The organism is Curtobacterium sp. MCBA15_009, from assembly GCF_001864895.1.
GTDB lineage: Bacteria > Actinomycetota > Actinomycetes > Actinomycetales > Microbacteriaceae > Curtobacterium.
Window position 1 is genome coordinate 220,118 of the sequence record NZ_MJGO01000041.1, and the last position, 20,492, is coordinate 240,609.

The 20,492-nt window shown below is 70.2% G+C and carries 21 protein-coding genes and 2 tRNA genes; 17 read left to right on the forward strand and 6 right to left on the reverse strand.

Going from position 1 to position 20,492, the window contains the following annotated elements; genetic code table 11:
* Positions 1-57: 57 nt before the first annotated feature.
* Positions 58-900, reverse strand: coding sequence for a helix-turn-helix domain-containing protein (locus BIU97_RS16740; protein WP_071298179.1), 843 nt, complete (start codon positions 898-900; stop codon positions 58-60).
* Positions 901-1,040: 140 nt separating this feature from the next.
* Here BIU97_RS16740 and BIU97_RS16745 point away from each other — a divergent pair, with 140 nt between their 5' ends.
* Genes BIU97_RS16745 through BIU97_RS16755 form a run of 3 tightly spaced genes read left to right on the forward strand, consistent with a single transcriptional unit; the run spans position 1,041 to position 4,158 of the window.
* A complete protein-coding gene (locus BIU97_RS16745; protein WP_071257186.1) occupies positions 1,041-2,585 on the forward strand; it encodes a sensor histidine kinase in 1,545 nt (514 codons plus the stop codon).
* Between the two features lie 53 nt (positions 2,586-2,638).
* On the forward strand, positions 2,639-3,301 hold the full coding sequence (locus BIU97_RS16750; protein WP_071257188.1) for a response regulator transcription factor: 663 nt from the start codon (positions 2,639-2,641) through the stop codon (positions 3,299-3,301).
* Positions 3,302-3,312: 11 nt separating this feature from the next.
* Positions 3,313-4,158: an EamA family transporter gene (locus BIU97_RS16755; protein ID WP_083404690.1), complete on the forward strand. Its 846-nt coding sequence runs from the start codon at positions 3,313-3,315 to the stop codon at positions 4,156-4,158.
* 101 nt (positions 4,159-4,259) lie between these two features.
* On the opposite strand, the gene BIU97_RS18215 is transcribed toward BIU97_RS16755, so the two are convergent.
* The 3 genes from BIU97_RS18215 to BIU97_RS16765 all read right to left on the reverse strand — a co-directional run bounded on the left by BIU97_RS18215 (position 4,260) and on the right by BIU97_RS16765 (position 5,979).
* On the reverse strand, positions 4,260-4,412 hold the full coding sequence (locus BIU97_RS18215; protein ID WP_175472103.1) for a hypothetical protein: 153 nt from the start codon (positions 4,410-4,412) through the stop codon (positions 4,260-4,262).
* A gap of 101 nt (positions 4,413-4,513) precedes the next feature.
* Positions 4,514-4,846 (reverse strand): hypothetical protein, encoded by a 333-nt coding sequence (locus BIU97_RS16760; RefSeq protein WP_071257194.1) that lies wholly within the window; start codon positions 4,844-4,846, stop codon positions 4,514-4,516.
* A 101-nt stretch (positions 4,847-4,947) separates the two neighbouring features.
* The gene (locus BIU97_RS16765; RefSeq protein ID WP_071257197.1) at positions 4,948-5,979 is read right to left on the reverse strand and encodes a LacI family DNA-binding transcriptional regulator; all 1,032 of its coding nucleotides are present in this window, start codon (positions 5,977-5,979) and stop codon (positions 4,948-4,950) included.
* Positions 5,980-6,079: 100 nt separating this feature from the next.
* On the opposite strand from BIU97_RS16765, the gene BIU97_RS16770 reads away from it, so the two are divergent.
* The 8 genes from BIU97_RS16770 (at position 6,080) to BIU97_RS16805 (ending at position 15,912) form a co-directional block, all read left to right on the forward strand.
* Entirely contained in the window at positions 6,080-7,372 is a 1,293-nt protein-coding gene (locus BIU97_RS16770) for an ABC transporter substrate-binding protein (RefSeq protein WP_071257206.1), read from the forward strand.
* Entirely contained in the window at positions 7,372-8,250 is an 879-nt protein-coding gene (locus BIU97_RS16775; RefSeq protein ID WP_071257209.1) for a carbohydrate ABC transporter permease, read from the forward strand. The genes BIU97_RS16770 and BIU97_RS16775 overlap by 1 nt, the downstream gene beginning before the upstream one ends.
* A 149-nt stretch (positions 8,251-8,399) precedes the next feature.
* Positions 8,400-9,221 carry a carbohydrate ABC transporter permease gene (locus BIU97_RS16780; RefSeq protein ID WP_071257751.1) on the forward strand — a complete coding sequence of 274 codons (822 nt, stop codon included), beginning with the start codon at positions 8,400-8,402 and terminating at the stop codon, positions 9,219-9,221.
* A complete protein-coding gene (locus tag BIU97_RS16785; protein WP_071257221.1) occupies positions 9,221-10,618 on the forward strand; it encodes a glycoside hydrolase 5 family protein in 1,398 nt (465 codons plus the stop codon). Before BIU97_RS16780 ends, BIU97_RS16785 begins: the two co-directional genes overlap by 1 nt.
* 58 nt (positions 10,619-10,676) lie before the next feature.
* On the forward strand, positions 10,677-13,712 hold the full coding sequence (locus BIU97_RS16790; RefSeq protein WP_071257225.1) for an alpha-mannosidase: 3,036 nt from the start codon (positions 10,677-10,679) through the stop codon (positions 13,710-13,712).
* 28 nt (positions 13,713-13,740) lie between these two features.
* A complete protein-coding gene (locus BIU97_RS16795; protein WP_071257229.1) occupies positions 13,741-14,715 on the forward strand; it encodes an endo-beta-N-acetylglucosaminidase H in 975 nt (324 codons plus the stop codon).
* A 225-nt stretch (positions 14,716-14,940) separates the two neighbouring features.
* On the forward strand, positions 14,941-15,231 hold the full coding sequence (locus BIU97_RS16800; RefSeq protein ID WP_071257232.1) for a DUF1905 domain-containing protein: 291 nt from the start codon (positions 14,941-14,943) through the stop codon (positions 15,229-15,231).
* A gap of 348 nt (positions 15,232-15,579) precedes the next feature.
* Positions 15,580-15,912: a hypothetical protein gene (locus BIU97_RS16805; protein ID WP_071257235.1), complete on the forward strand. Its 333-nt coding sequence runs from the start codon at positions 15,580-15,582 to the stop codon at positions 15,910-15,912.
* Between the two features lie 47 nt (positions 15,913-15,959).
* Here the strand turns inward: BIU97_RS16805 and BIU97_RS18410 are convergent, their stop codons facing one another.
* Positions 15,960-16,367, reverse strand: a complete 408-nt coding sequence (locus BIU97_RS18410; RefSeq protein WP_254783027.1) for a DUF3761 domain-containing protein — start codon at positions 16,365-16,367, stop codon at positions 15,960-15,962.
* Between BIU97_RS18410 and BIU97_RS18415 the strand changes: the two genes are divergently transcribed.
* Complete coding sequence (locus BIU97_RS18415; RefSeq protein ID WP_071257238.1) at positions 16,264-16,542, forward strand: hypothetical protein; 279 nt, start codon at positions 16,264-16,266, stop codon at positions 16,540-16,542. The two genes, BIU97_RS18410 and BIU97_RS18415, sit on opposite strands and share 104 nt — an antisense overlap.
* Positions 16,543-17,031: 489 nt before the next feature.
* On the opposite strand, the gene BIU97_RS16815 is transcribed toward BIU97_RS18415, so the two are convergent.
* Positions 17,032-17,102: transfer RNA gene (locus BIU97_RS16815), tRNA-Gly, on the reverse strand.
* 68 nt (positions 17,103-17,170) lie between these two features.
* Here BIU97_RS16815 and BIU97_RS16820 point away from each other — a divergent pair.
* The 5 genes from BIU97_RS16820 (at position 17,171) to BIU97_RS16840 (ending at position 20,461) form a co-directional block, all read left to right on the forward strand.
* A complete protein-coding gene (locus BIU97_RS16820; protein WP_071257241.1) occupies positions 17,171-17,446 on the forward strand; it encodes a hypothetical protein in 276 nt (91 codons plus the stop codon).
* 93 nt (positions 17,447-17,539) lie between these two features.
* Positions 17,540-17,616, forward strand: a tRNA-Pro gene (locus BIU97_RS16825).
* A gap of 52 nt (positions 17,617-17,668) precedes the next feature.
* Positions 17,669-18,976: a trigger factor gene (gene tig / locus BIU97_RS16830; RefSeq protein WP_071257259.1), complete on the forward strand. Its 1,308-nt coding sequence runs from the start codon at positions 17,669-17,671 to the stop codon at positions 18,974-18,976.
* Positions 18,977-19,145: 169 nt separating this feature from the next.
* Positions 19,146-19,775, forward strand: a complete 630-nt coding sequence (locus BIU97_RS16835) for an ATP-dependent Clp protease proteolytic subunit (protein ID WP_071257262.1) — start codon at positions 19,146-19,148, stop codon at positions 19,773-19,775.
* A gap of 26 nt (positions 19,776-19,801) precedes the next feature.
* Positions 19,802-20,461 carry an ATP-dependent Clp protease proteolytic subunit gene (locus BIU97_RS16840; protein WP_071257265.1) on the forward strand — a complete coding sequence of 220 codons (660 nt, stop codon included), beginning with the start codon at positions 19,802-19,804 and terminating at the stop codon, positions 20,459-20,461.
* Positions 20,462-20,492 lie beyond the last annotated feature (31 nt).

Here is a 20,492-nt window from a genome sequence, read left to right on the forward strand (position 1 = left end):
TTTCTGCGCGGCTGACGGTTCTGGTTGGTGAATCGTGGGATCCGTGCACCGCGACCGTCAGTCGCGGCGACCGAGACCGATCTCGGGTGCGCGGACGCGCCGCAGCGCCCGCCACATGGACGAGGTGGTGGCGAAGCCGAAGCGCATGGCGACCTCGACGGGCCGGTCGCCGCGAGCGAGGGCGTTCCGGACCTCCAGGCTCCGGAACCACCGCCCGAGCTGCGCCGGTGTGCAGCCCGTGGCCTCGGCGCACCGACGTTCGAGGGTGCGCTCCGACATGCGGACGCCCTCGAGCAACTCTGCGGTCGTGTACCGGTGCTCGGCGTCGAAGATGCGGTCGAGGACGCGCGCGAGGCTGTTGTCCTGCAGCAGCGGTGGCGCGTTGTCGTGGAGCACGGTGGTGACCACGAGCTGCGCGAGCGCGTCCTGCTGCACGCCGTGCCATCGACCACTGTCGAGTTCGCCCAGGTGCTGCAGCGCGAGTACGACGTCGGGTGCCGGATGTCCCGCCGGTCGGGTGGTGGCGACGGGCGGGAGTGCGAGGACTTCGGCGGCGAGGGGGCCGAACGTCGCCGATCCGACCACGATGCCGGTGTAGGCGGAGAGTGCCTCGTACGGGAACGTGGAGGAGGGTGCGGTCTGCGGCGGTCCGTGTTGCTGACGTGCGGTGCCGACCGTCATCGTCGTGTGTCGTTCGAGCAGCGCGGCGCCGCCGGCCGCGACGAGTTCGTCCGTGTCCCCGCGGCGGACCCACACCGGTCGGTACCGGGTCGCGACCCAGGCGTGCGTGCCGGTCGGCTCGAGGGCGAGTGTCCACTGGTCCTCGTCGGCGTGGATCACCGTGCCGGAACGGACCTCGACGCCCACCGCGTCCACCAGAGCCCGGAGTGCATCGCCCATGCACCCGAGCATGGACGATCAACAGCTGACGCCCGGCGGCCGGCCGCGACCTGTGGAGAAGTCGAGAGGGGGGATAACCCCACCTGCGTCCGGGAGGGGGCAGGATGGGGGAACAGCCGCGCGATCGCGAGGCTGGGACCATGACCGACACCGACCGCCTCGACCAGGCGCGAACCGTCCCGCTGGACGACGTCACCCCCTCGCCCGACCAGGCCCAGACCGTGCCGCTGGGCGACGCCGTCCCCCTCGGAGCCACGAAGCCCATGCCGCAGTACCCGCGCCCGCACGACCAGCAGCGCTCGTCGTCCTGGAGCGCGACCCCGCCCGTCGGCGGTGGCGGCGGCCCGGTCGGTCGCGGCACGGGTTCCGGGTCCGGGGTCACCGCCGGCGCGTTCTACCGCGAGGCGTGGAAGCGCCTGCCGCGGGACTTCGGGTACATGGCGCTCACCGCGGTGCTGCTGTGCACGCTGTACGCCGCGTTCCCGGCGGCCATCTTCGGCGGCGGCTTCCGCGACCTGTTCAACCCGTTCGTCCTGCTGATGTTCTTCGTCGCGCTGTTCGTCGCCCGCTGGCTCGGGCAGTTCGAGAAGCTCCGCATCGGCTGGGCCGACCCGCGCCCGATCCGCCCCGTCGACTGGACGCCGCGGTGGCAGCAGAACTGGTGGACGCGCACGGGCTCGGCGGTCGCGAACCCGCACTACTGGCTGTACCTGCTGCACGCGGCGGTCGTGTACCCGCTCGTCGCACTCGTCACGGTCGGCGCCGGCGCCCTGCTCGTCGTGGGCTTCACCTGGCCGATCGCCCTCGGCGTCCTGTACGTCGTGAACGGCAGGGGGTACTACCCCGGTGACGAGGTCCGACTGGTGCTGACCGTCGGCGTCCTCGGACTGCTCTCGATGGCCGCGGTGGTCGTGCTCTTCCCGCTGTGGGCCCGCGGCTCGGTGCTCGCGCACTACTGGGTCGACCTCGGCCTGCTCGGGGGCTTCCGCGCCGAGCAGCTCGAGCAGCGCGTCGCCGGGCTCCAGGCTTCCCGCGCCGGCGCCGTCACCGCCGAGGGCCAGGCCCTGCGGCAGATCGAGCGCGACCTGCACGACGGCCCGCAGCAGCGTCTGGTGCGACTGCAGATGGACCTGTCCGCGGCCGAGCGTGCGTTCGAGAAGGACCCGGCGAAGGCGAAGCAGCTCATCGGCGAGGCCTCCGAGCACGCCCGCGACGCGCTCGACGAGCTGCGCGCGCTGTCCCGGGGCTTCGCGCCGCCGATCCTGCTCGACCGGGGGCTCGTCGCCGCCCTCGAGGCCCTCGTCGCCCGCTCGCCGATCCCCGTCGGGCTCGACGTCCGGCTGCCCGAGGGGCTGGAGCTCGCGACCGAGATCCAGCGCAACGTCTACTTCACCGTGAGCGAGCTCCTGACGAACACCGCGAAGCACGCCGGGGCCGCGACCGCCGGGGTGTACCTCGGCCTCGTGGTGGACGCCTCCGGGCTCTGGTACCTGACGGTGAGCGTCACGGACGACGGCCGGGGCGGTGCGCGGACGCAGGAGGGCCACGGCATCGCGGGACTCATGGGCCGGATGCGCGCCCTCGACGGCGACCTCGTCGTCTCGAGCCCCGAGGGCGGCCCCACCGAGGCCACGGCCCGGATCCCGCTCGGCGCCCTGAACGGCGTGCCCACCACGCGGGTGTGACCCCGCGGACGTGACCCCACGGGGGCGCCCGCGCTCCCACTAGGCTGGTCGGCATGAGCGACGGCCCGGATGCAGCACGCATCCGGGCCGTCGTCGTCGACGACGCCGTCCTGCTGCGCGAGGGCCTGGCCCGCGTGCTCGACGAAGCCGGCATCGACGTCGTCGGGCAGTACGCCGACGCCCGTGCGTTCCTCGCGACGCTGCCGGACCGTGCCCCCGACGTCGTGGTCATGGACGTCCGGATGCCGCCGACCTTCACCGACGAGGGCGTCCGCGCCGCCGTCGAGACCCGCCGGGTCGCACCGAGCACCGGGGTCCTGCTGCTGTCGCAGTACGTCGAGGCGACCTACGCCGAGGACGTCCTCGCCGCGGGCGCGACCGGCATCGGCTACCTGCTGAAGGACCGCGTCACGCGCCTCGAGGAGATCGACGACGCCGTCCGCCGGATCGCGGCCGGCGGCACCGTGCTCGACCCCGAGGTCGTCACGCAGCTGATGAGCCGCCGGCGGGACCCGCTCGCGGCCCTGACGCCCCGGGAGCGCGACGTCCTCGGGCTCATGGCCGAGGGGCGCACGAACGCCGCCATCGCCCGCGCGCTCGTCATCGGCACCGGCGCCGTCGAGAAGCACGTGTCGAGCATCTTCGGCAAGCTCGCCCTCGAGGACACCGGAGAGGACCACCGTCGCGTCCTCGCCGTCCTCGCCTACCTCGGCTGACGGGGCGTCGCGTGCACCGGGTCCCCGCTCCGCTCCTCGCCCTCACCGCGATGGTGTCCGTGCAGCTCGGCGCGGCGATCGCGAAGACCCACTTCGACGAGGTCGGGGCCGTCGGCGCTGCCACCCTGCGACTCGTCATCGGCGCGGTCGTGCTCGCCCTCGTGGTCCGGCCGCGGGTGCGGCACTGGACCCGCGCGCAGTGGGCCGGCGCCGTCGGGCTCGGACTCGCGCTCGGCGGCATGAACGTGTTCATCTACCTGGCGTTCGCGTCGATCCCGATCGGCGTCGCCGTGACGATCGAGTTCCTCGGACCGCTGGCACTGTCCCTCGTGCACACCCGGCGGTGGCGCGACGCGCTCTGGGCCGCCCTGGCACTCGCCGGGGTCGTGCTGCTCGGTGTCGGCCCGAGCGCCGTCACCGCCGTCCGTGGGGTGGTGTGGGCCGTCCTGGCCGCGGCGTGCTGGGCCGGCTACATCGTCATGAACCGTCGCGTCGGCGCCGCGATCCCGGGGGTCGACGGCCTCGCCGTGTCGATGGTCGTGGCGATGCTCGTGTCCCTGCCCGCGGGCCTCGGCGCCGCGGTGGACGGGGTCGTGCGGCACCCGGTGCTGCTCGTCGTCTTCGGCGCGGTCGCCGTGCTGTCGAGCGTGCTGCCCTACGCCCTCGAGATGGCCGCGCTGCGGCGGATGCCCACCCGGGTGTTCGGGGTGCTGCAGAGCCTCGGGCCGGCGATCGCCGCCCTGGCCGGGCTCGTCGTCCTCGCCGAGGGGCTCACGGTCACCGAGACGGTCGCGCTGGCGTGCGTCACCGCCGCGAGCGTCGGCGTCACCGTGTCGGCACGTCGCCGCCGCGGGTGACGCATGGTCTGCGCGCGGAGGCGCGCAGGGGCACGAGAAGAGGAGGCCCCGATCACGCCCGTCACGCGGGCGACGTGATCAGGGCCTCCTGAGAAGTCCGTCTACTCGTCACGCAGGAAGTCTGCGTACGTGGGTTCTGCCTGCTCTCCCGAGAGCAGCGCGGGATCGTTGATCCGGCGCTCGACGTAGGCGCTGATGACCTCCGGCGGGGTGAGCACGTGGGCGACCCAGGACGGCACCGCTGTGTTCTTCATGGTGCCTCCTCTCCGTTGCGGCACTCGGATCGAATGTCTCGATCATTGAGTTGTTTGCCGAACCGGTGTTCCGTAAACGATCCTCGCGGTGTGGACGGAAGTCAATGCGGCGCGTTCTGCGGACTCCGGTTCGCGCGGTCCACCGGGTCGGTGCGGAGTCTCCGGTGCTTCACCGCCGACCGCCAGACCCACGCGTTCGCCTGCTGCCCGAACTGCGCCCACTCCACCATGACGGCGTCGCGGGTCCAGCTCTTCGCGAAGGCCTTCACACGGACCTGGAACGTCGGGAACTGGATCCACGCCCACACCGGCACGGGGGTGACGGCGTGGCAGACGTCCGGCCCGCGGGCGTCCTCGGACAGCGAGTAGGCGCGCGGACGTTCGACCTCCGGGTGTTCCGGGGGCTGCCACCGGTTCTCGCGACGCCGTCCCACGACGGTATTCGAACGTGTGTTCGAACGCGCGTCAAGTCGGCCGCGCGGGCTGGACCTCCGCGAGGAGCGGGGTCGGCGTGTCGGGCTCGCCGCAGTCGGGGTCAGGTGCGCGCGCGGCCGGTCGACTCGCGCACGCTCAGCGTCAGCGACGGACCCGGGCGCGAGGGGAGCGGTGCGCGCGCGTCGATCTGCTCGCGCAGCAGGGTGGCCGCGCGCTGCCCGAGCTCGACCGTGTCGCGCGTGAGCGAGGTGATCGACGGACGGACGAGCCGGATCATCGCGGAGTCGTCGAACGACACGATGGACACGTCCCCGGGGACGGCGACGCCCATCTCGCTCGCCACGCCGAGCCCGGCGACGGCGAGCACGTCGTTGTCGTAGACGATCGCGGTCGGGCGCTGGCTGCGCGAGAGCAGGGTGCGGGTCGCGCGCGCGCCGGCTTCGGCCGAGTAGTCGGTGGGGACGGAGACGGTGTCCTCGAGGCCCTCGTCGGCCGCGAAGGCCCGGAGCCGGTCCATCCGCATCGCGGTGTGCTCGAACTCGGGGCGACCGGCGACGTGCGCGATGCGGCGGTGGCCGAGGGCGTGCAGGTAGCGCAGCACCGTGTCGGTGGCGTCGGAGTCGTCGATCCAGACGGTGGGGGCGGCGCCCTCCGGGGACGGGTGCGAGCCGACGACGACGGTCGGCATGCCGAGGTCGGCGAGCAGTGCCAGCCGGGCGTCGTCCCGCCGGGGATCGATCACGATGACCCCGTCGACCCGGTGCCCGCGCCACCAGTCGCGGTAGGTCTCGAGTTCTTCCTCGGCGTCGCGGGCCACGAGCAGGTTCATGCCGACGTGGGTGCCGGCGAGCCCGAGCTGGATGCCCGAGATGAGGTCGCCGAAGAACGACTCCGTGCCCAGGGTCCGGGCCGGACGGTTCAGCACGAAGCCGATGGAGCCGGCCTTCGCGCCGCCGAGCGCCCGTGCCGCGGTGTGCGGCTGCCAGTCGAGTTCGCGGGCGACCTCGCGCACCCGGCGCCGGGTCTCGTCGGAGACGCCCGGCCGGTCGTTCAGGGCGAACGAGACCGCGCTGATGGACACGCCGGCCCGTGCGGCGATGTCGGCGATCGTCGTTCGACGTTTGGTGGCCACGGGGTTGACTATAGCGCTTTAGTCCTCCACAGTGGCTGCCACACACGGGTTCGGTGACAGTGACTGAACCGGTTCAGCGATGACGAGGGAGTCGGACGCCATGAGGACCAGCACACGCACGACGAGGGGCCGCGCCACCGCGCTGCTCGCGACGGCCGCCACGACGGCGCTCGTCCTGACCGGCTGCTCGAGCGGCGGGAACGCGGCCGACAACGGCGGCGGCGAGATCAGCGGCACGATCACCCTGCAGACCTGGGCGCTCACGCCGACCTACACGGACTACCTCAACGGGGTCATCGACGACTTCGAGCAGGCCCACCCGGACGCGAAGGTGAAGCTGCAGGACCAGCCCGGCGACGGCTACGCCGACAAGGTGCTCAGCCAGGCCTCGTCGAACAGCCTGCCCGACGTGATCAACCTGCCGCCGGACATCGCGTTGCCGCTCGCCAAGCGCGGGTTCCTGCAGGACGTCGGGAAGGACGACTCGAAGCTCGCCAGCACGTACGTGGCCGGCGCGGTGGACTCGTACAAGTACAAGGGAGTGGACGGCACGTTCGGGTACCCCTGGTACCTCAACACCGACGTGAACTACTGGAACGCGACGATGTTCGACAAGTGCGGCCTCGACGCGGACAACCCGCCGAAGACCACCGACGAGCTGTTCGAGCAGGCGAAGACCATGCACGAGAACTGCCCGACCGACTACCTGATGAGCCGGAAGCCCGGCCTCGGCGACTTCACGCTCGCCGGCGTCAAGGTCCTCAACGCCGACGGCACGAAGTTCACCTTCGCCGACTCGTCGGAGGCCGCCGACCTCATCGACCGCTACAAGGACGCGTACCAGGACGGCTACATGCCCTCCAACGTGCTGAACAGCGACTACCTCGGCAACTCCACCCTGTTCACACAGGCCAAGGTCGCCTGGACCACCGGTGGCGCCACCTCGCTCGCCGACTTCGAGAAGAACAACCCGTCGCTCAAGGGCAAGGTCACCGTCAGCCCCGCGCTCGACACCCCGCCGCTCTACGTGCAGGGCCTGTCGGTCTCGAGCAAGTCGAAGCACCTCGCCACCGCCGAGGCGTTCGCGAAGTTCATGACGAACGCGAAGAACCAGGAGGCGTTCGCCCACCAGGTGAACATCTTCCCGTCCACCACGTCGTCGCAGTCCGACCCGTACTTCTCGAAGGACGACGGCACCGTGAACGGCGAGGCCCGGGTCCTGGCGAACGAGGCCCTCAAGAGCGCGAAGGTCATCAACCCGGTCGAGGCGAACTCCGCGATGACGGACTTCCTCGACCAGCAGATCGCCCTCGCGATGAAGGGCCAGGTCTCGCCGGAGCAGGCACTCCAGACGGCGCAGACCAAGATGAACAGCCTGCTGGCCAACGGCTGATGCGCGCCAACCGCTGGTTCACGCCCTGGCTGCTCGTCCTGCCGGCCCTCGTCTGGCTCGTCGCGTTCAGCCTCTGGCCGTCGATCAACACCGTCCGGCTGTCGTTCACGAACGCCAGCCCGCTGGGGGGCGTGAGCCAGTGGGTGGGCGTCAGGAACTTCGAGACCCTGCTCGCCGACCCGCAGGTGTGGGAGGCGCTGCTCAACAGCGTCATCTACATGGCGGTCTGCCTGCCCCTGCTCACCGTGCTGCCGCTGCTCATCGCGGTGCTCGTGCAGCAGAAGCTGCCCGGGATCGCGTTCTTCCGCACGGCGTTCTACACGCCGGTCATCGCCTCGGCGGTCGTCGTCGGACTCATCTGGACGTGGATCCTCGACGACCGCGGTGTCATCAACGAGATGGCGCAGGCCCTCGGCGTCGTGCAGGGCAGCGTGCCGTTCCTGACCGACCGGTGGCTGCTGCTCCTCAGCGCGATCAGCCTGACGGTGTGGAAGGGCCTCGGCTACTACATGATCATCTTCCTCGCGGCCCTCGGGAACGTCGGCAAGGACCTGCACGAGGCCGCCGCGCTCGACGGCGCGGGCGCGGTCCGCCGGTTCTGGTCGGTCACGATGCCCGGGGTCCGCGGCACCATGACGCTCGTCGGGATCCTGGTGTGCGTCTCCGCCCTCCGGGTGTTCAGCGAGCTCTACATCCTCACCAACGGCACCGGTGGGCCCGGCGGGCAGGACAACTCGCTCGTCATGCTCATCCAGCAGTACGCCCGCGGCTTCACCGGCAACCTCGGCTACGCGTCCGCCCTGAGCCTCCTGCTCTTCGTCGTGACGCTCATCCCGATGCTCGCCCTCGCCCGGATGAACAGCAAGGCGGACAAGTGACGAACACGACCAGCACCGAACCCGCCCTGGGCGGTACCCGCGGTGCAGCCAGCCCGACGCCGGACGTGACCGGAGCGACCGACGCGGGACGGGCCTCCCGACCGAACGGACGAGACGGACGCAGGCGCCGCCGCGCGGCCTGGGGCGTCATGTCCACCCGCGAGAAGGTCCTGCGCTACGTCCTGCTCATCGTGGTGCTCTTCATCACGATCGGCCCGTTCCTGTGGCAGCTGTCCACCTCGCTCAAGGGCGCCGGCGAGGACATCTACACCGCGAACCCGTCGTTCATCCCGACCGAGCCGACCTTCGAGAACTACCTCAAGGTCGCCGCAGCGATCCCGGTCTGGCGGTACATCGGCAACTCGCTGCTCGTCGCCGCGATCGACGTCTTCGGCAACATCGTGTTCGCGACGCTCGCCGGCTTCGCGCTCGCGCGGCTGCAGTGGCGGCACCGCAAGCTCGTCCTCGGCCTGTTCCTCGCCACGCTCGTGCTGCCCGGCGAGGCGACGATCATCTCGCAGTTCGTCACCGTCAAGGACCTCGGCCTCGCCGACAACCTGGTCGGCGTCGCCCTGCCCGGCATGATCGCCGCGCTCAACGTGCTGCTCATGTTCAACGCGTTCCGGCAGATCCCCGAGGAGATCGACCAGGCCGCCGTCATGGACGGCGCCAACGCGATGCAACGCCTGCGGTACATCGCGCTGCCCGCCGTGCAGGGGACGATCGCGGTCATCGCGATCTTCTCGTTCATCGGCGCGTGGGACGACTTCCTGTGGCCGCTCATCGTGCTGCAGTCGCCGGAGAACCTCACCCTGACCGTCGGGTTGCAGTACCTGCAGGGCACCTTCGCCACCGACCAGCGCATGATCGCCGCCGGCACCATGATCGCGTTCATCCCGATCGCCGTGATCTTCGCCGTCCTGCAGCGCTTCTTCTTCAAGGGCGTCGAAGAGGGCGGTGTGAAGGGCTGATGCGCTTCGGGGTCAACTACACGCCCTCGGTCGGCTGGTTCCACTCGTGGCTCGACTTCTCGCCGGCGGACACCGCCCGGGACCTCGAGGCGATCGCGTCGCTCGGCGCCGACCACGTGCGGATCTTCCCGCTCTGGCCCGTCGTCCAGCCGAACCGGACGCTCATCCGGGACTCGGCACTGCAGGACGTCGCCACGGTGGTCGACATCGCCGGGTCGTTCGGGCTCGACGTCAACGTCGACGCCCTGCAGGGGCACCTGTCGAGCTTCGACTTCGTGCCCTCGTGGCTGGACAGCTGGCACCGCCGCAACATGTTCACCGATCCGGACGTCGTCGCGTCGACCGCGGCGTACGTCCGGGCGCTCGCCGCAGCGGTCGCCGACAAGCCGAACCTGCTCGGCATCAGCATCGGCAACGAGGTCAACCAGTTCGCACACGCGCCGCACCCCGCCCCGCACACGATCACGGCGGAGCAGGGGCACGCGTGGGCGGCGGCGATGGTCGCGGCGGCGCGGTCCGGGCTGTCGTCCGGTTCGTCCGGCACGTCCGGCCCGTCGTCCGGCCCGTCGTCCGGTCTGGAGGCGCGGCTCGGCGACGGCACGTCTGCCCGGCCCGGCACCGGGTCGCGTCCACGGCCGCTGGTCACCGTCGCGCAGTACGACGCGGCCTGGTACGACGACGCGCAGCCCTTCGGCCCGGAGCACGCGGCGGACCACGGCGACGCCACGGTCACGCACTCGTGGGTGTTCAACGGGTCGGCGGCGCTGCACGGGGCACTCGGGGCCGGGTCGGTGCGGCACGGGGAGTACCTGCTCCAGCTCGCCGCCGCCTGGAACCGCGACGCGGCGCGGCCGAACTGGCTGCAGGAGGTCGGCGCCCCCACCAACGTCGTCGACCCCTCCGACGCCGCGTCGTTCACCGAGCAGACCATCCGGCACGTGCTCGACGCGCAGCAGGTGCTCGGCGTCACGTGGTGGTGCTCGCACGACGTCTCGCGGTCGCTCGCCGACTTCCCCGAGCTCGAGTACGACCTCGGGCTGTTCACGAACGACGGTCGGCTGAAGCCAGCCGGCGAGGCGTTCGCCGCCCTCGCCCGCGCCGGCGACACCGGGACGGCAGCGCCACCGTCCACGGCACTCGTCCTCGACGACGTGCTGCCCGACGGCGCGGTCCGCCACGGCACCCGCGCGGACTGCGCACCCGGCGGCCGGTTCGCCGCCGCCTGGCTCGCCCTCGCCGAGACGGCAGCCGACGGCCGCGGCCCGCAGGTCGTGCTCCGTTCCCGACTCGCCGACCACGCACTCCGCTCGGCGCGGGGGATCACGACCATCGTGGAGGTGCCCGACCACCTCGACGGCGCCACGCTCACGGTCGCACACCCCGCGACCATGCCCTGACCCCACCCCACCCTGCTGCCGGCAGGGACGCCTGCCCCTTGCGTCCCGGAAGGACCTCATGCACGACGACATCCCCCTCACCACCGGACGCGCCCGACGGGTCCTCGACGAGCGGATCACGCCCGCGGTGCACGCGACCACGGCGGCGCTCCAGGCCGCCTGGCACGAGCTGCCGGGGGAGCCGATCCCGCCGACCGAGGGGTTCGCGCTCCCGTTCGAGCCCTACGAGGTCGGCACCCCGTGGGGCGCGGCCTGGGGCACGACGTGGTTCCGGCTGACCGGGACCGTGCCGACCGAGTGGGCCGGACGCCGGGTCGAGGCCGTCATCGACCTCGGCTTCGACAAGAACATGCCCGGGTTCCAGTGCGAGGGCCTCGTGTACCTGGCCGACGGTACCCCCGTGAAGTCGATCAACCCGCGCAACCAGTGGGTCCTGGTCACCGAGCGGGCCGAGGGCGGCGAGGCCGTCGAGCTCTTCGTCGAGGCGGCGTCGAACCCCGTCCTGCTCGACTACCACCCCTTCCTGCCGACGCAGGAGGGCGACGTGCAGACTTCGTCGTCGAAGCGCCTCTACGCCACCCGCCGGATGGAGCTCGCCGTCTTCGAGTCCGAGGTGCACGACCTCGCCCTCGACGTCGACGTCCTGCTCGAACTGCAGGCCGAGCTGCCCGCCGGGCCCCGGCGCATGCGGATCCTGCAGGCGCTCGACGACGCCCTCGACCGGCTCGACCTGCAGCACATCCCCGAGACCGCCGGCGACGCCCGCGCGGCACTCGCCGACGTGCTCGCCGCCCCGGCCGAGGCGTCCGCGCACACCATCTCGGCGATCGGGCACGCGCACATCGACTCCGCGTGGCTCTGGCCCGTGCGCGAGACGATCCGCAAGGTCGCCCGCACCACGTCGACGATGACCGAGCTCATCGACCAGACCGACGACTTCCTGTACGGCATGTCGAGCGCCCAGCAGTACGCGTGGATCAAGGAGCACCGCCCCGAGGTCTACGCCCGGGTCAGGGCAGCCGTCGAGGCCGGCCGGTTCCTGCCGATCGGCGGCATGTGGGTCGAATCCGACACCGTGATGCCCACCGGCGAGAGCATCGTCCGGCAGTTCTCGCAGGGGCAGCGGTTCTTCGAGCGCGAGTTCGGCATCCGGCCGAAGGGTGTCTGGCTGCCGGACAGCTTCGGGTACTCGCCGGCGCTGCCGCAGCTCATGCGCCGCGCGGGCTTCGAATGGTTCTTCACGCAGAAGATCTCCTGGAACCAGGTGAACAAGTTCCCGCACCACACGTTCCTGTGGGAGGGCATCGACGGGTCGCGGGTGTTCTCGCACTTCCCGTCGATGGACACCTACAACTCGCGGTTGTCGGGCAGCGAGGTCGCGAAGGCCTCCCGGCAGTTCCGCGAGAACCGGCTCGCCACGGGCTCGATCGCCCCGGTCGGTTGGGGCGACGGCGGGGGCGGCACCACCCGTGAGATGACCGGCACGGCCGCACGCCTCGCGGACCTCGAGGGCAGCGCGAAGGTCCGCTGGGAGCACCCGGACACGTTCTTCGACCGCGCGAAGGCCGAGCTGACCGACCCGCCCGTGTGGGTGGGGGAGCTGTACCTCGAGCTGCACCGGGCCACGCTCACGTCGCAGCACGGCACGAAGCAGGGCAACCGTCGGTGCGAGCAGCTGCTCGTCGAGGCCGAGCTCTGGGCCGCGACCGCCGCGGCCCGCACCGACTTCGCGTACCCGTACGACGAGCTCGACGCCCTGTGGCAGCAGGTCCTGCTCCAACAGTTCCACGACATCCTGCCCGGCACCTCGATCGCGTGGGTGCACCGCGAGGCGGTCGCGAAGTACGCCGAGACGGCCGCAGCGCTCACCGCGATCATCGAGCAGGCGCTCTCGGCGCTCGCCGGTGCCGGGGACGCGGCCGTCGTCGTGAACCCGGCCCCGTTCCTCCAGGCCGGCGCACCCGCGCAGGGCGCCGTCCTGGCGACCGACGTGCCGGAACCGACCGCCGCGTCCCTGACCGAGCAGGACGGCGGGTACGTGCTGGCGAACGACCTGGTGCGGGTCGTCGTCGACGCGCAGGGGCTCGTGACGAGCGCCGTCGACCTGGCCAGCGGGCGCGAGGCGATCGCTCCCGGCCAGGCCGCCAACCTGCTGCAGCTGCACCAGGACTTCCCGAACATGTGGGACGCGTGGGACGTCGACCGGTACTACCGCAACCGCGTCGAGGACCTCGTGTCGACCACCGGGCTGACCGCGTCGGTCGACGGCACCGGGGCTGCACGGGTCGTCGTGTCCCGCGCCTTCGGTGACTCGACCGTCACGCAGGAGATCGTCCTGGCACCCGGCTCGCGCACGCTGGAGTTCGACCAGACCACCGACTGGCACGAGACCGAGAAGTTCCTCAAGGTGGCGTTCCCGCTCGACGTCCGCGCCGAGCACACCGTCGCCGAGACCCAGTTCGGCGCGCAGAAGCGGGTGACGCACACGAACACCTCGTGGGAGACCGCGAAGTTCGAGACCTCGATGCACCGCTACGTGCTCGTGTCCGAGCCGGGCTTCGGCATCGCGCTCGTGAACGACTCGATCCACGGCTTCGACACCACCCGCGACGCCGTCGACGGACACGTCACCACCACCGTGCGGCTGTCGCTGCTGCGAGCCCCGCGGTTCCCGGACCCCGAGACCGACCAGGGCGTGCAGACGCACCGGTACGGCATCGTCGTCGGCACCGACCAGCTCGGTGCCACGTCGGCCGGCGTGGTGATGAACGCGGGCGCTCGGACGATCACCGGAGCGCACGGCTTCGACCCGCTGGTGCAGGTCTCCGGCGACGTCGTGTTGTCGAGCGTCAAGCTCGCCGACGACCGCTCCGGTGACCTGGTCGTGCGCGTGTACGAGCCGGTGGGGCAGCGGGGGACCGGCGGCATCGCGGTGTCCGAGGCCGGGGGCGCCGCGTCCGGTCCCGCCGCGTTCGGTCCCGCTGCCGAGGTCACCCTGCTCGAGGAGCCGCTGCCCGCCGGTTCCGTCGTCGACGCCTCGTCGTTCGCCGTCGACGCCTACGAGGTCCGCACCTTCCGCTTCCCACGCAAGTGATCGATCCATCCACACGAGGAGGAACGCCATGAAGAAGTCCACGAAGTTCGGCATCGCGACCGCACTGGTCGCCATGCTCGCGGCACCACTGGTGCCCGCCGCGGCATCCGCGGCGCCGTCCGCGTCCGGGGCGGCCCACGGCCACGGGCACGGAGCGTCGCACGGTGGTCGACCCGGCCACGGGCACGGTCACCACGCCGTCCCCACGAAGTCGGGGCCGACGAGCATCGCCTACGTCGAGGTGAACAACGACGAGCTCGCCAACGTCGGCCGGTACACGCTGGCGAACGGTGCGAACGCGTTCGACGTGGCGATCATCTTCGCCGCGAACATCAACCGGGACGAGAACGGCAAGGCCGTCCTGTACGCCAACGAGAACGTGCAGCGCACCCTCGACCAGGCCGCGACGCAGATCCGCCCGCTGCAGGCCAAGGGCATCAAGGTGACGCTCTCGGTGCTCGGCAACCACCAGGGCACCGGGTTGGCGAACTTCACGTCGAAGGCAGCCGCCCGGGACTTCGCGGCGCAGGTGTCGGCGACCGTCGAGAAGTACGGCCTCGACGGGGTCGACCTCGACGACGAGTACTCCGACTACGGCGTCGACGGCACCCCGCAGCCGAACGAACAGTCGATCGGCTGGCTCATCAGCGCGCTGCGCGCAGACATGCCGGGCAAGATCATCTCGTTCTACGACATCGGCCCGTCGTCCGACGCCCTGAAGACCGCGAGCCCGTCGATCGGGAAGAAGCTCGACTACGCCTGGAACCCGTACTACGGCACCTACACGGCGCCGACGATCCCGGGCCTGCCGAAGTCGAAGCTCTCGGCCGCCGCGGTGGACATCCAGAACACCCCGGAGGCCACCGCCGTCTCGCTCGCGCAGCGCACGAAGGCCGACGGCTACGGCGTCTTCATGACGTACAACCTGCCGGACGGTGACGAGTCGGCCTACGTGTCGTCTTTCACGAACGTGCTGTACGGCCAGGCCGCGTCGTACCGCTGACGCGCAGGTCCTGACGGCGGCTCGCGCCCCGTGCTCCCCGGCTCCGGCCTGGAGGCGCGGGGCGCGTCCGTCGTCGTGGTCCCGTTGGCTCCGGGGAGGCATCGGTTCCTCCTCGCCCCTGACGGTTCCGGTTCGCGGACCCCGGCGATCGTGAACCGGAACCGTCATCCACCGAGAACGAGTCGCGGCCCGGCGTGCTCGATGCCGCGGCCGTACGATCGCCGCATGCAGCTCGAGATCCGCGGCGAGGTGATCGAGTGGCGCGGACCGTCGCCGTTCTTCTTCGCCGTCGTGCCATCGGACACAGCCGAGGTCATCGCTGACCTCGCGCCGGTGCTCACCTACGGGTGGGGTGTGATCCCGGCGCGCGTGACGATCGGCTCGGTGACGTGGACGACGTCGCTGTTCCCGAAGGACGGCGGCTACCTCGTGCCGTTGCGTGCTGCGGAGCGGAAGCGCGCCCGGGTGGAACTCGGCGACTCCCCGGAGATCACCTTGGAGTTCGCCGACCCCTGACGGAAAGCCACCGAGCGTCAGTCCTCCACAGTTCCGTCGATCGCGAGACCTTCGCACAGCCATCGACGGCAGACCCCGGTGTCGCGGTCCTGCTCCCTACCGTCGAAGGTGTGGAGGGGAGGTGGCGATGGTCGAACGACCTCGACATCCGAAGAAGGACATCGAACACGTCATGCGTGCTGCCGAAGCGCGAGGCTGGCGTTTCGCGAAGGGGAGGAAGTACTACAAGGCGTACTGCCCGTGCGGCGAACACCTGCACACGGTCCACCTGACGCCGTCGAACCCCTGGTACGTTGTGCATCTGAAGTATCGGCTCGCGCGAACGGGCTGCGAGGACAGGAGAACGTGATGACGAACTACCTCGTGCGGTTCGAGTGCGTGGCGGAACTCGGGGCAGCGGACGATCCGCGCGAAGCCCTCGCGGTGGACTTCGACGCCATCGCGGAAGCACTCTTCGACCTCGACGACGTCCACGACCAGGACCTGACCGCTGACCTGTCGACCGGCACGCTCACCTTCTCGATCGGTGTCGACGCAGACGACGAGTTCGGTGCGCTCGATCGTGCGCTCGGCGCGGTCCGGACCGCACTGCACGTTGCTGGACGCGGCACTCCCGGCTGGGAGCAGCACTACCGGATGCTGCGGCAGGAAGTCGGAGAAGCGCCGCTCGGAGCGCTCTAGGGGCGGCTCGGGCGTGCGCGGCCGTTCGTCGTCTCAGCTGCTGTGGGTCACAACCAAGTGGCGACGCCGCCGTGCCCGGAGCAGGTACCCCGCCGCGACTGGCTGTAGCTGTAGGCACCGTCGACACACTGTGCAGTCGCTCCGGCGGGTGCGCTCGAAGCTGCTTCGGGTCGACAGGCCGTTGCGCCCGCGGAATTGACGTACGTGCCGGCGGAGCACGTCGGAGCTGCGGGAGCGACGTAGGTGCCGACCGTCGTGACCTGCGTCACCGGCGGGGTCGTCACTCGTTCGCTCGTCAGGACCCGACCGGACTCCACGCCATCGGTGTAGGTGACCGTGTAGGTCTTCGTGGTGACGCCCCGCACCCCGGGCGTCGTGACCGTCGTCGTCCCCTGCGCCAGCGTCGAGCTCTGCACCGTCGTGGCGCTGAACGGGATCCGTGAGGTCTCCGTCACTGCCTTGGTCGTGACCACCGGCGTGGGTGTCGGCGACGGTGTGGGCGTCACCGTCACCGTCACCGTCGGTGTCGGTGTCGGTGACGTCTTCGGCTTCGCGACCGTCGTCGCGCTCGGGGTCGTCGCGGCGGCGACCTGTGTCGGCACGTCCGGCAACGGATGGGTCGCACCGTAGGCCGAGGTGGAGCCGATCAGAGCGGCGAGAGCGATGCCCGCACCGATCGCGGCAGTAGCTCGCTTCCTCGGGATCCGGAGCCACGTCGAGCGCCGGAAGGCGACGGCGTAGAGCGTCGTGGGCAGGATGACGAGCGCGATCATCATCAGCATCCCCCAGACCCCGGTCGATGCGAAACCGGCGAGTGCGAGGACGGCGGTTCCGACGATGCCGACCCACGTGATGATCGGTACCCGACGACGGGTACGTGGCGAACGCGGGCTTGTGGTCTGGCGGGGGTTCGGCACTGAGCTCCTATGCATGGCGAGGACCGCTCAAGTGTCCTGGCGACAGCTCTGCCGTCCCATCCCCAGTTCGGGGTGATGTCGATCGCACGCTGCGGCGGTTCATCCGTGGTGCGAGGTTGATCACTCGGTGCGCCGGAACGAACTCGCACCGGGCGTGCAACCGTGCATCGAGCGACGAAGCATGGGGCAGAAGGAAGAAGAGAGGGGATGACGGGAATCGAACCCGCGTAGCCAGTTTGGAAGACTGGGGCTCTACCATTGAGCTACATCCCCGCGCCTGCGCACCAGGCGCAGCCCGATCATCGTAGCGGACGAACGGGCACCGAACGAACGAGCACGACATGCCAGGGCGCGTCATCCCCACGCCGGACCACGGCGCCGAGCGTGCGATCCGCTGGTCGCGCATCGTCTCGTACGTCCTGGTGGTCCTCGCCGCGGTCGTGCTGTCGTTGCGGCCCGAGGTGTTCGGCGATCCGTCGTCGCAGCCCGCGCACGCACTGCTGCACGTCTGGCGGATCGTCGCCGGGATCGCCCTGGCCGTGGCGGCGCTCGGGGTCCAGGTCGTCGTCGGACTGCGGTGGCGGAACGGCCTGCGACGCGCCGCGGTCGAGGACTGACACGACTGCCGGGAACCGCGCACCGGGGGACCGCTAGACTCATCGGCGTTGCACGCGCCGTTCGGCGTGCGCGGACACCCTGGCCCAGTCAAACGGGGCGTAGCTCAGCTTGGTAGAGCGCCCGCTTTGGGAGCGGGAGGTCGCAGGTTCAAATCCTGTCGCCCCGACCAGGTCCTCGAGAAACACCGACCACACGAACGTCAACCAACAGGAGAACATCCCTTGGCCACCAGCACCGTCGACAAGGTGAGCGACACCCGCGTCAAGCTCACCGTGAACGTGACGCCGGACGATCTCAAGCCGAGCATCGACCACGCGTACAAGCACATCGCCGAGCAGATCAACATCCCCGGCTTCCGCAAGGGCAAGGTCCCGCCGGCGATCGTCGACCAGCGCGTCGGCCGCGGCGAGGTCCTGAACCACGCCGTCGGTGACGCCATCGACACCTTCTACCGCCAGGCGGTCGAAGAGCAGGAGCTGCGCATCCTCGGCCGTGCCGAGGCCGACGTCGCCGAGCTGCCGAACCTCGCGGACTTCACGGGCGACCTCGTCCTGACCTTCGAGGTCGACGTCCGCCCCGAGTTCGACCTGCCGGACTACGCCTCGTACGAGCTCACCGTCGACGCGGTCGAGGTCTCCGACGACGAGATCGAGGAGGAGCTGCAGAACCTGCGCACCCGCTTCGGCACGCTCGTCACGGTCGACCGTCCCGCGACGACCGGCGACTTCGCCCAGATCGACCTGACCGCCACCATCGGCGACGACGAGGTCGACTCGGCCACCGGCGTCTCCTACGAGATCGGCTCCGGCGACCTGCTCGAGGGCATCGACGAGGCGCTCGAGTCCCTGACCGCCGGTGAGTCGACGACCTTCGAGTCGAAGCTCGTCGGTGGCGACCGTGAGGGCGAGATCGCCCAGATCGCCGTCACCGTCACCGCCGTCAAGGAGCGCGAGCTCCCCGAGGCCGACGACGAGTTCGCCCAGATCGCCAGCCAGTTCGACACGATCGACGAGCTCAAGGTCGACCTCAAGGACCAGATCGCCAAGTCGAAGACCTTCGGCCAGGGTGCCGCGGCGCGCGACAAGCTCGTCGAGAAGCTCACCGAGGACGTCGAGATCCCGATCTCCGAGAAGCTCATCGAGGACGAGGTGCACCGTCACCTCGAGCAGGAGAACCGCCTCGAGGACGACGAGCACCGCAAGGAGGTCTCCGAGTCCAGCGAGAAGGCCTTCCGCTCGCAGATCCTCCTCGACGCGATCGCCGAGAAGGAGGAGATCCAGGTCTCCCAGGAGGAACTGACCCAGTACCTCATCCAGGCCGCCGCGCAGTACGGCATGGAGCCGGCCGAGTTCATCAAGGTCATCGACCAGAACGGCCAGATCCCCGGCATGGTCGGCGAGGTCGCCCGCTCGAAGGCGGTCGCGACCGTCCTCGCCAAGGTGACCGTCAAGGACACCAACGGTGACGACGTCGACCTGTCCGCCTTCACGGCGGGCGTCGCGCAGGAGCCGGCAGGGGCCGCCGAGTAACGATCTCGACGCCACCAGCACGACGGACGGGAGGCACGGTGCCAGCTGGCACCGCGCCTCCCGTCCGGCGTTTTCGGCACCACCGCATTGCCGACAGCGAACAGGCGGGAATCGGTGCGTTGCACCCGATAAGTTCGACAACAAGCGACAACTGAACGGGAGCTTTTCCATGGCCGAAGCAACACTGAACCCCAGTGTTTTTGACCGCCTTCTGAGAGACCGGATCGTGTGGCTCGGCTCCGAGGTCCGCGACGACAACTCGAACGAGATCGCAGCCAAGCTGCTGCTGCTCGCCGCCGAGGACCCTGAGAAGGACATCTACCTCTACATCAACTCACCCGGTGGTTCGATCACCGCCGGCATGGCGATCTACGACACGATGCAGTTCGTGCCGAACGACATCGTCACCGTGGGCATCGGCCTCGCCGCGTCGATGGGACAGTTCCTGCTGTCCTCCGGCACGCCGGGCAAGCGCTACATCACGCCGAACGCCCGCGTGCTGCTGCACCAGCCGTCCGGTGGCTTCGGCGGCACCGCTGCCGACATCCAGACGCAGGCCAAGGTCATCCTCGACATGAAGCAGCGCATGGCTGAGCTCACCGCTGAGCAGACCGGCAAGTCCATCGAGCAGATCCTCAAGGACAACGACCGCGACAACTGGTTCACGGCGCAGGAAGCGCTCGAGTACGGCTTCGTCGACCACCTCCGCGCCTCGAGCGCCGAGGTCATCGGCGGCGGTGGCACCGTCGGCGACGGCGAAGCACCGACCAGCGCGGCCGAGCCCGACGCCCAGTCCTGACCCCCACCGAAGAAAAGGAAACGAGAATGCATCTCCCAATGCTCGGTGGCGCGCAGAACGTCCCGGCTCCGACCGATCGGTACATCCTGCCGAGCTTCGAGGAGCGCACGGCCTACGGCTACAAGCGGCAGGACCCGTACGCGAAGCTCTTCGAGGACCGCATCGTGTTCCTCGGCGTCCAGGTCGACGACGCGTCGGCTGACGACGTCATGGCCCAGCTGCTCGTGCTCGAGTCGATGGACCCCGACCGCGACATCGTCATGTACATCAACTCGCCCGGTGGCTCGTTCACCGCGATGACGGCGATCTACGACACGATGCAGTACATCCGTCCGCAGATCCAGACGGTCTGCCTCGGCCAGGCCGCCTCGGCCGCGTCGGTGCTCCTCGCCGGTGGTACCCCCGGCAAGCGCCTCGCCCTGCCGAACGCCCGTGTGCTCATCCACCAGCCCGCGACCCAGCAGGGTGGCGGCCAGGCGTCCGACATCGAGATCCAGGCGGCGGAGATCCTCCGCATGCGTACCTGGCTCGAGGAGACGCTGTCGAAGCACTCCAACAAGACGCCGGAGGAGATCAACCACGACATCGAGCGCGACAAGATCATGTCCGCGCAGGAAGCCGTGGAGTACGGCCTGATCGACCAGGTCCTCACCAGCCGCAAGAACCTGCCGGCGCTCGTCAAGTAGCACCAGCAGGAACGACGAGAGGCCCCGCACC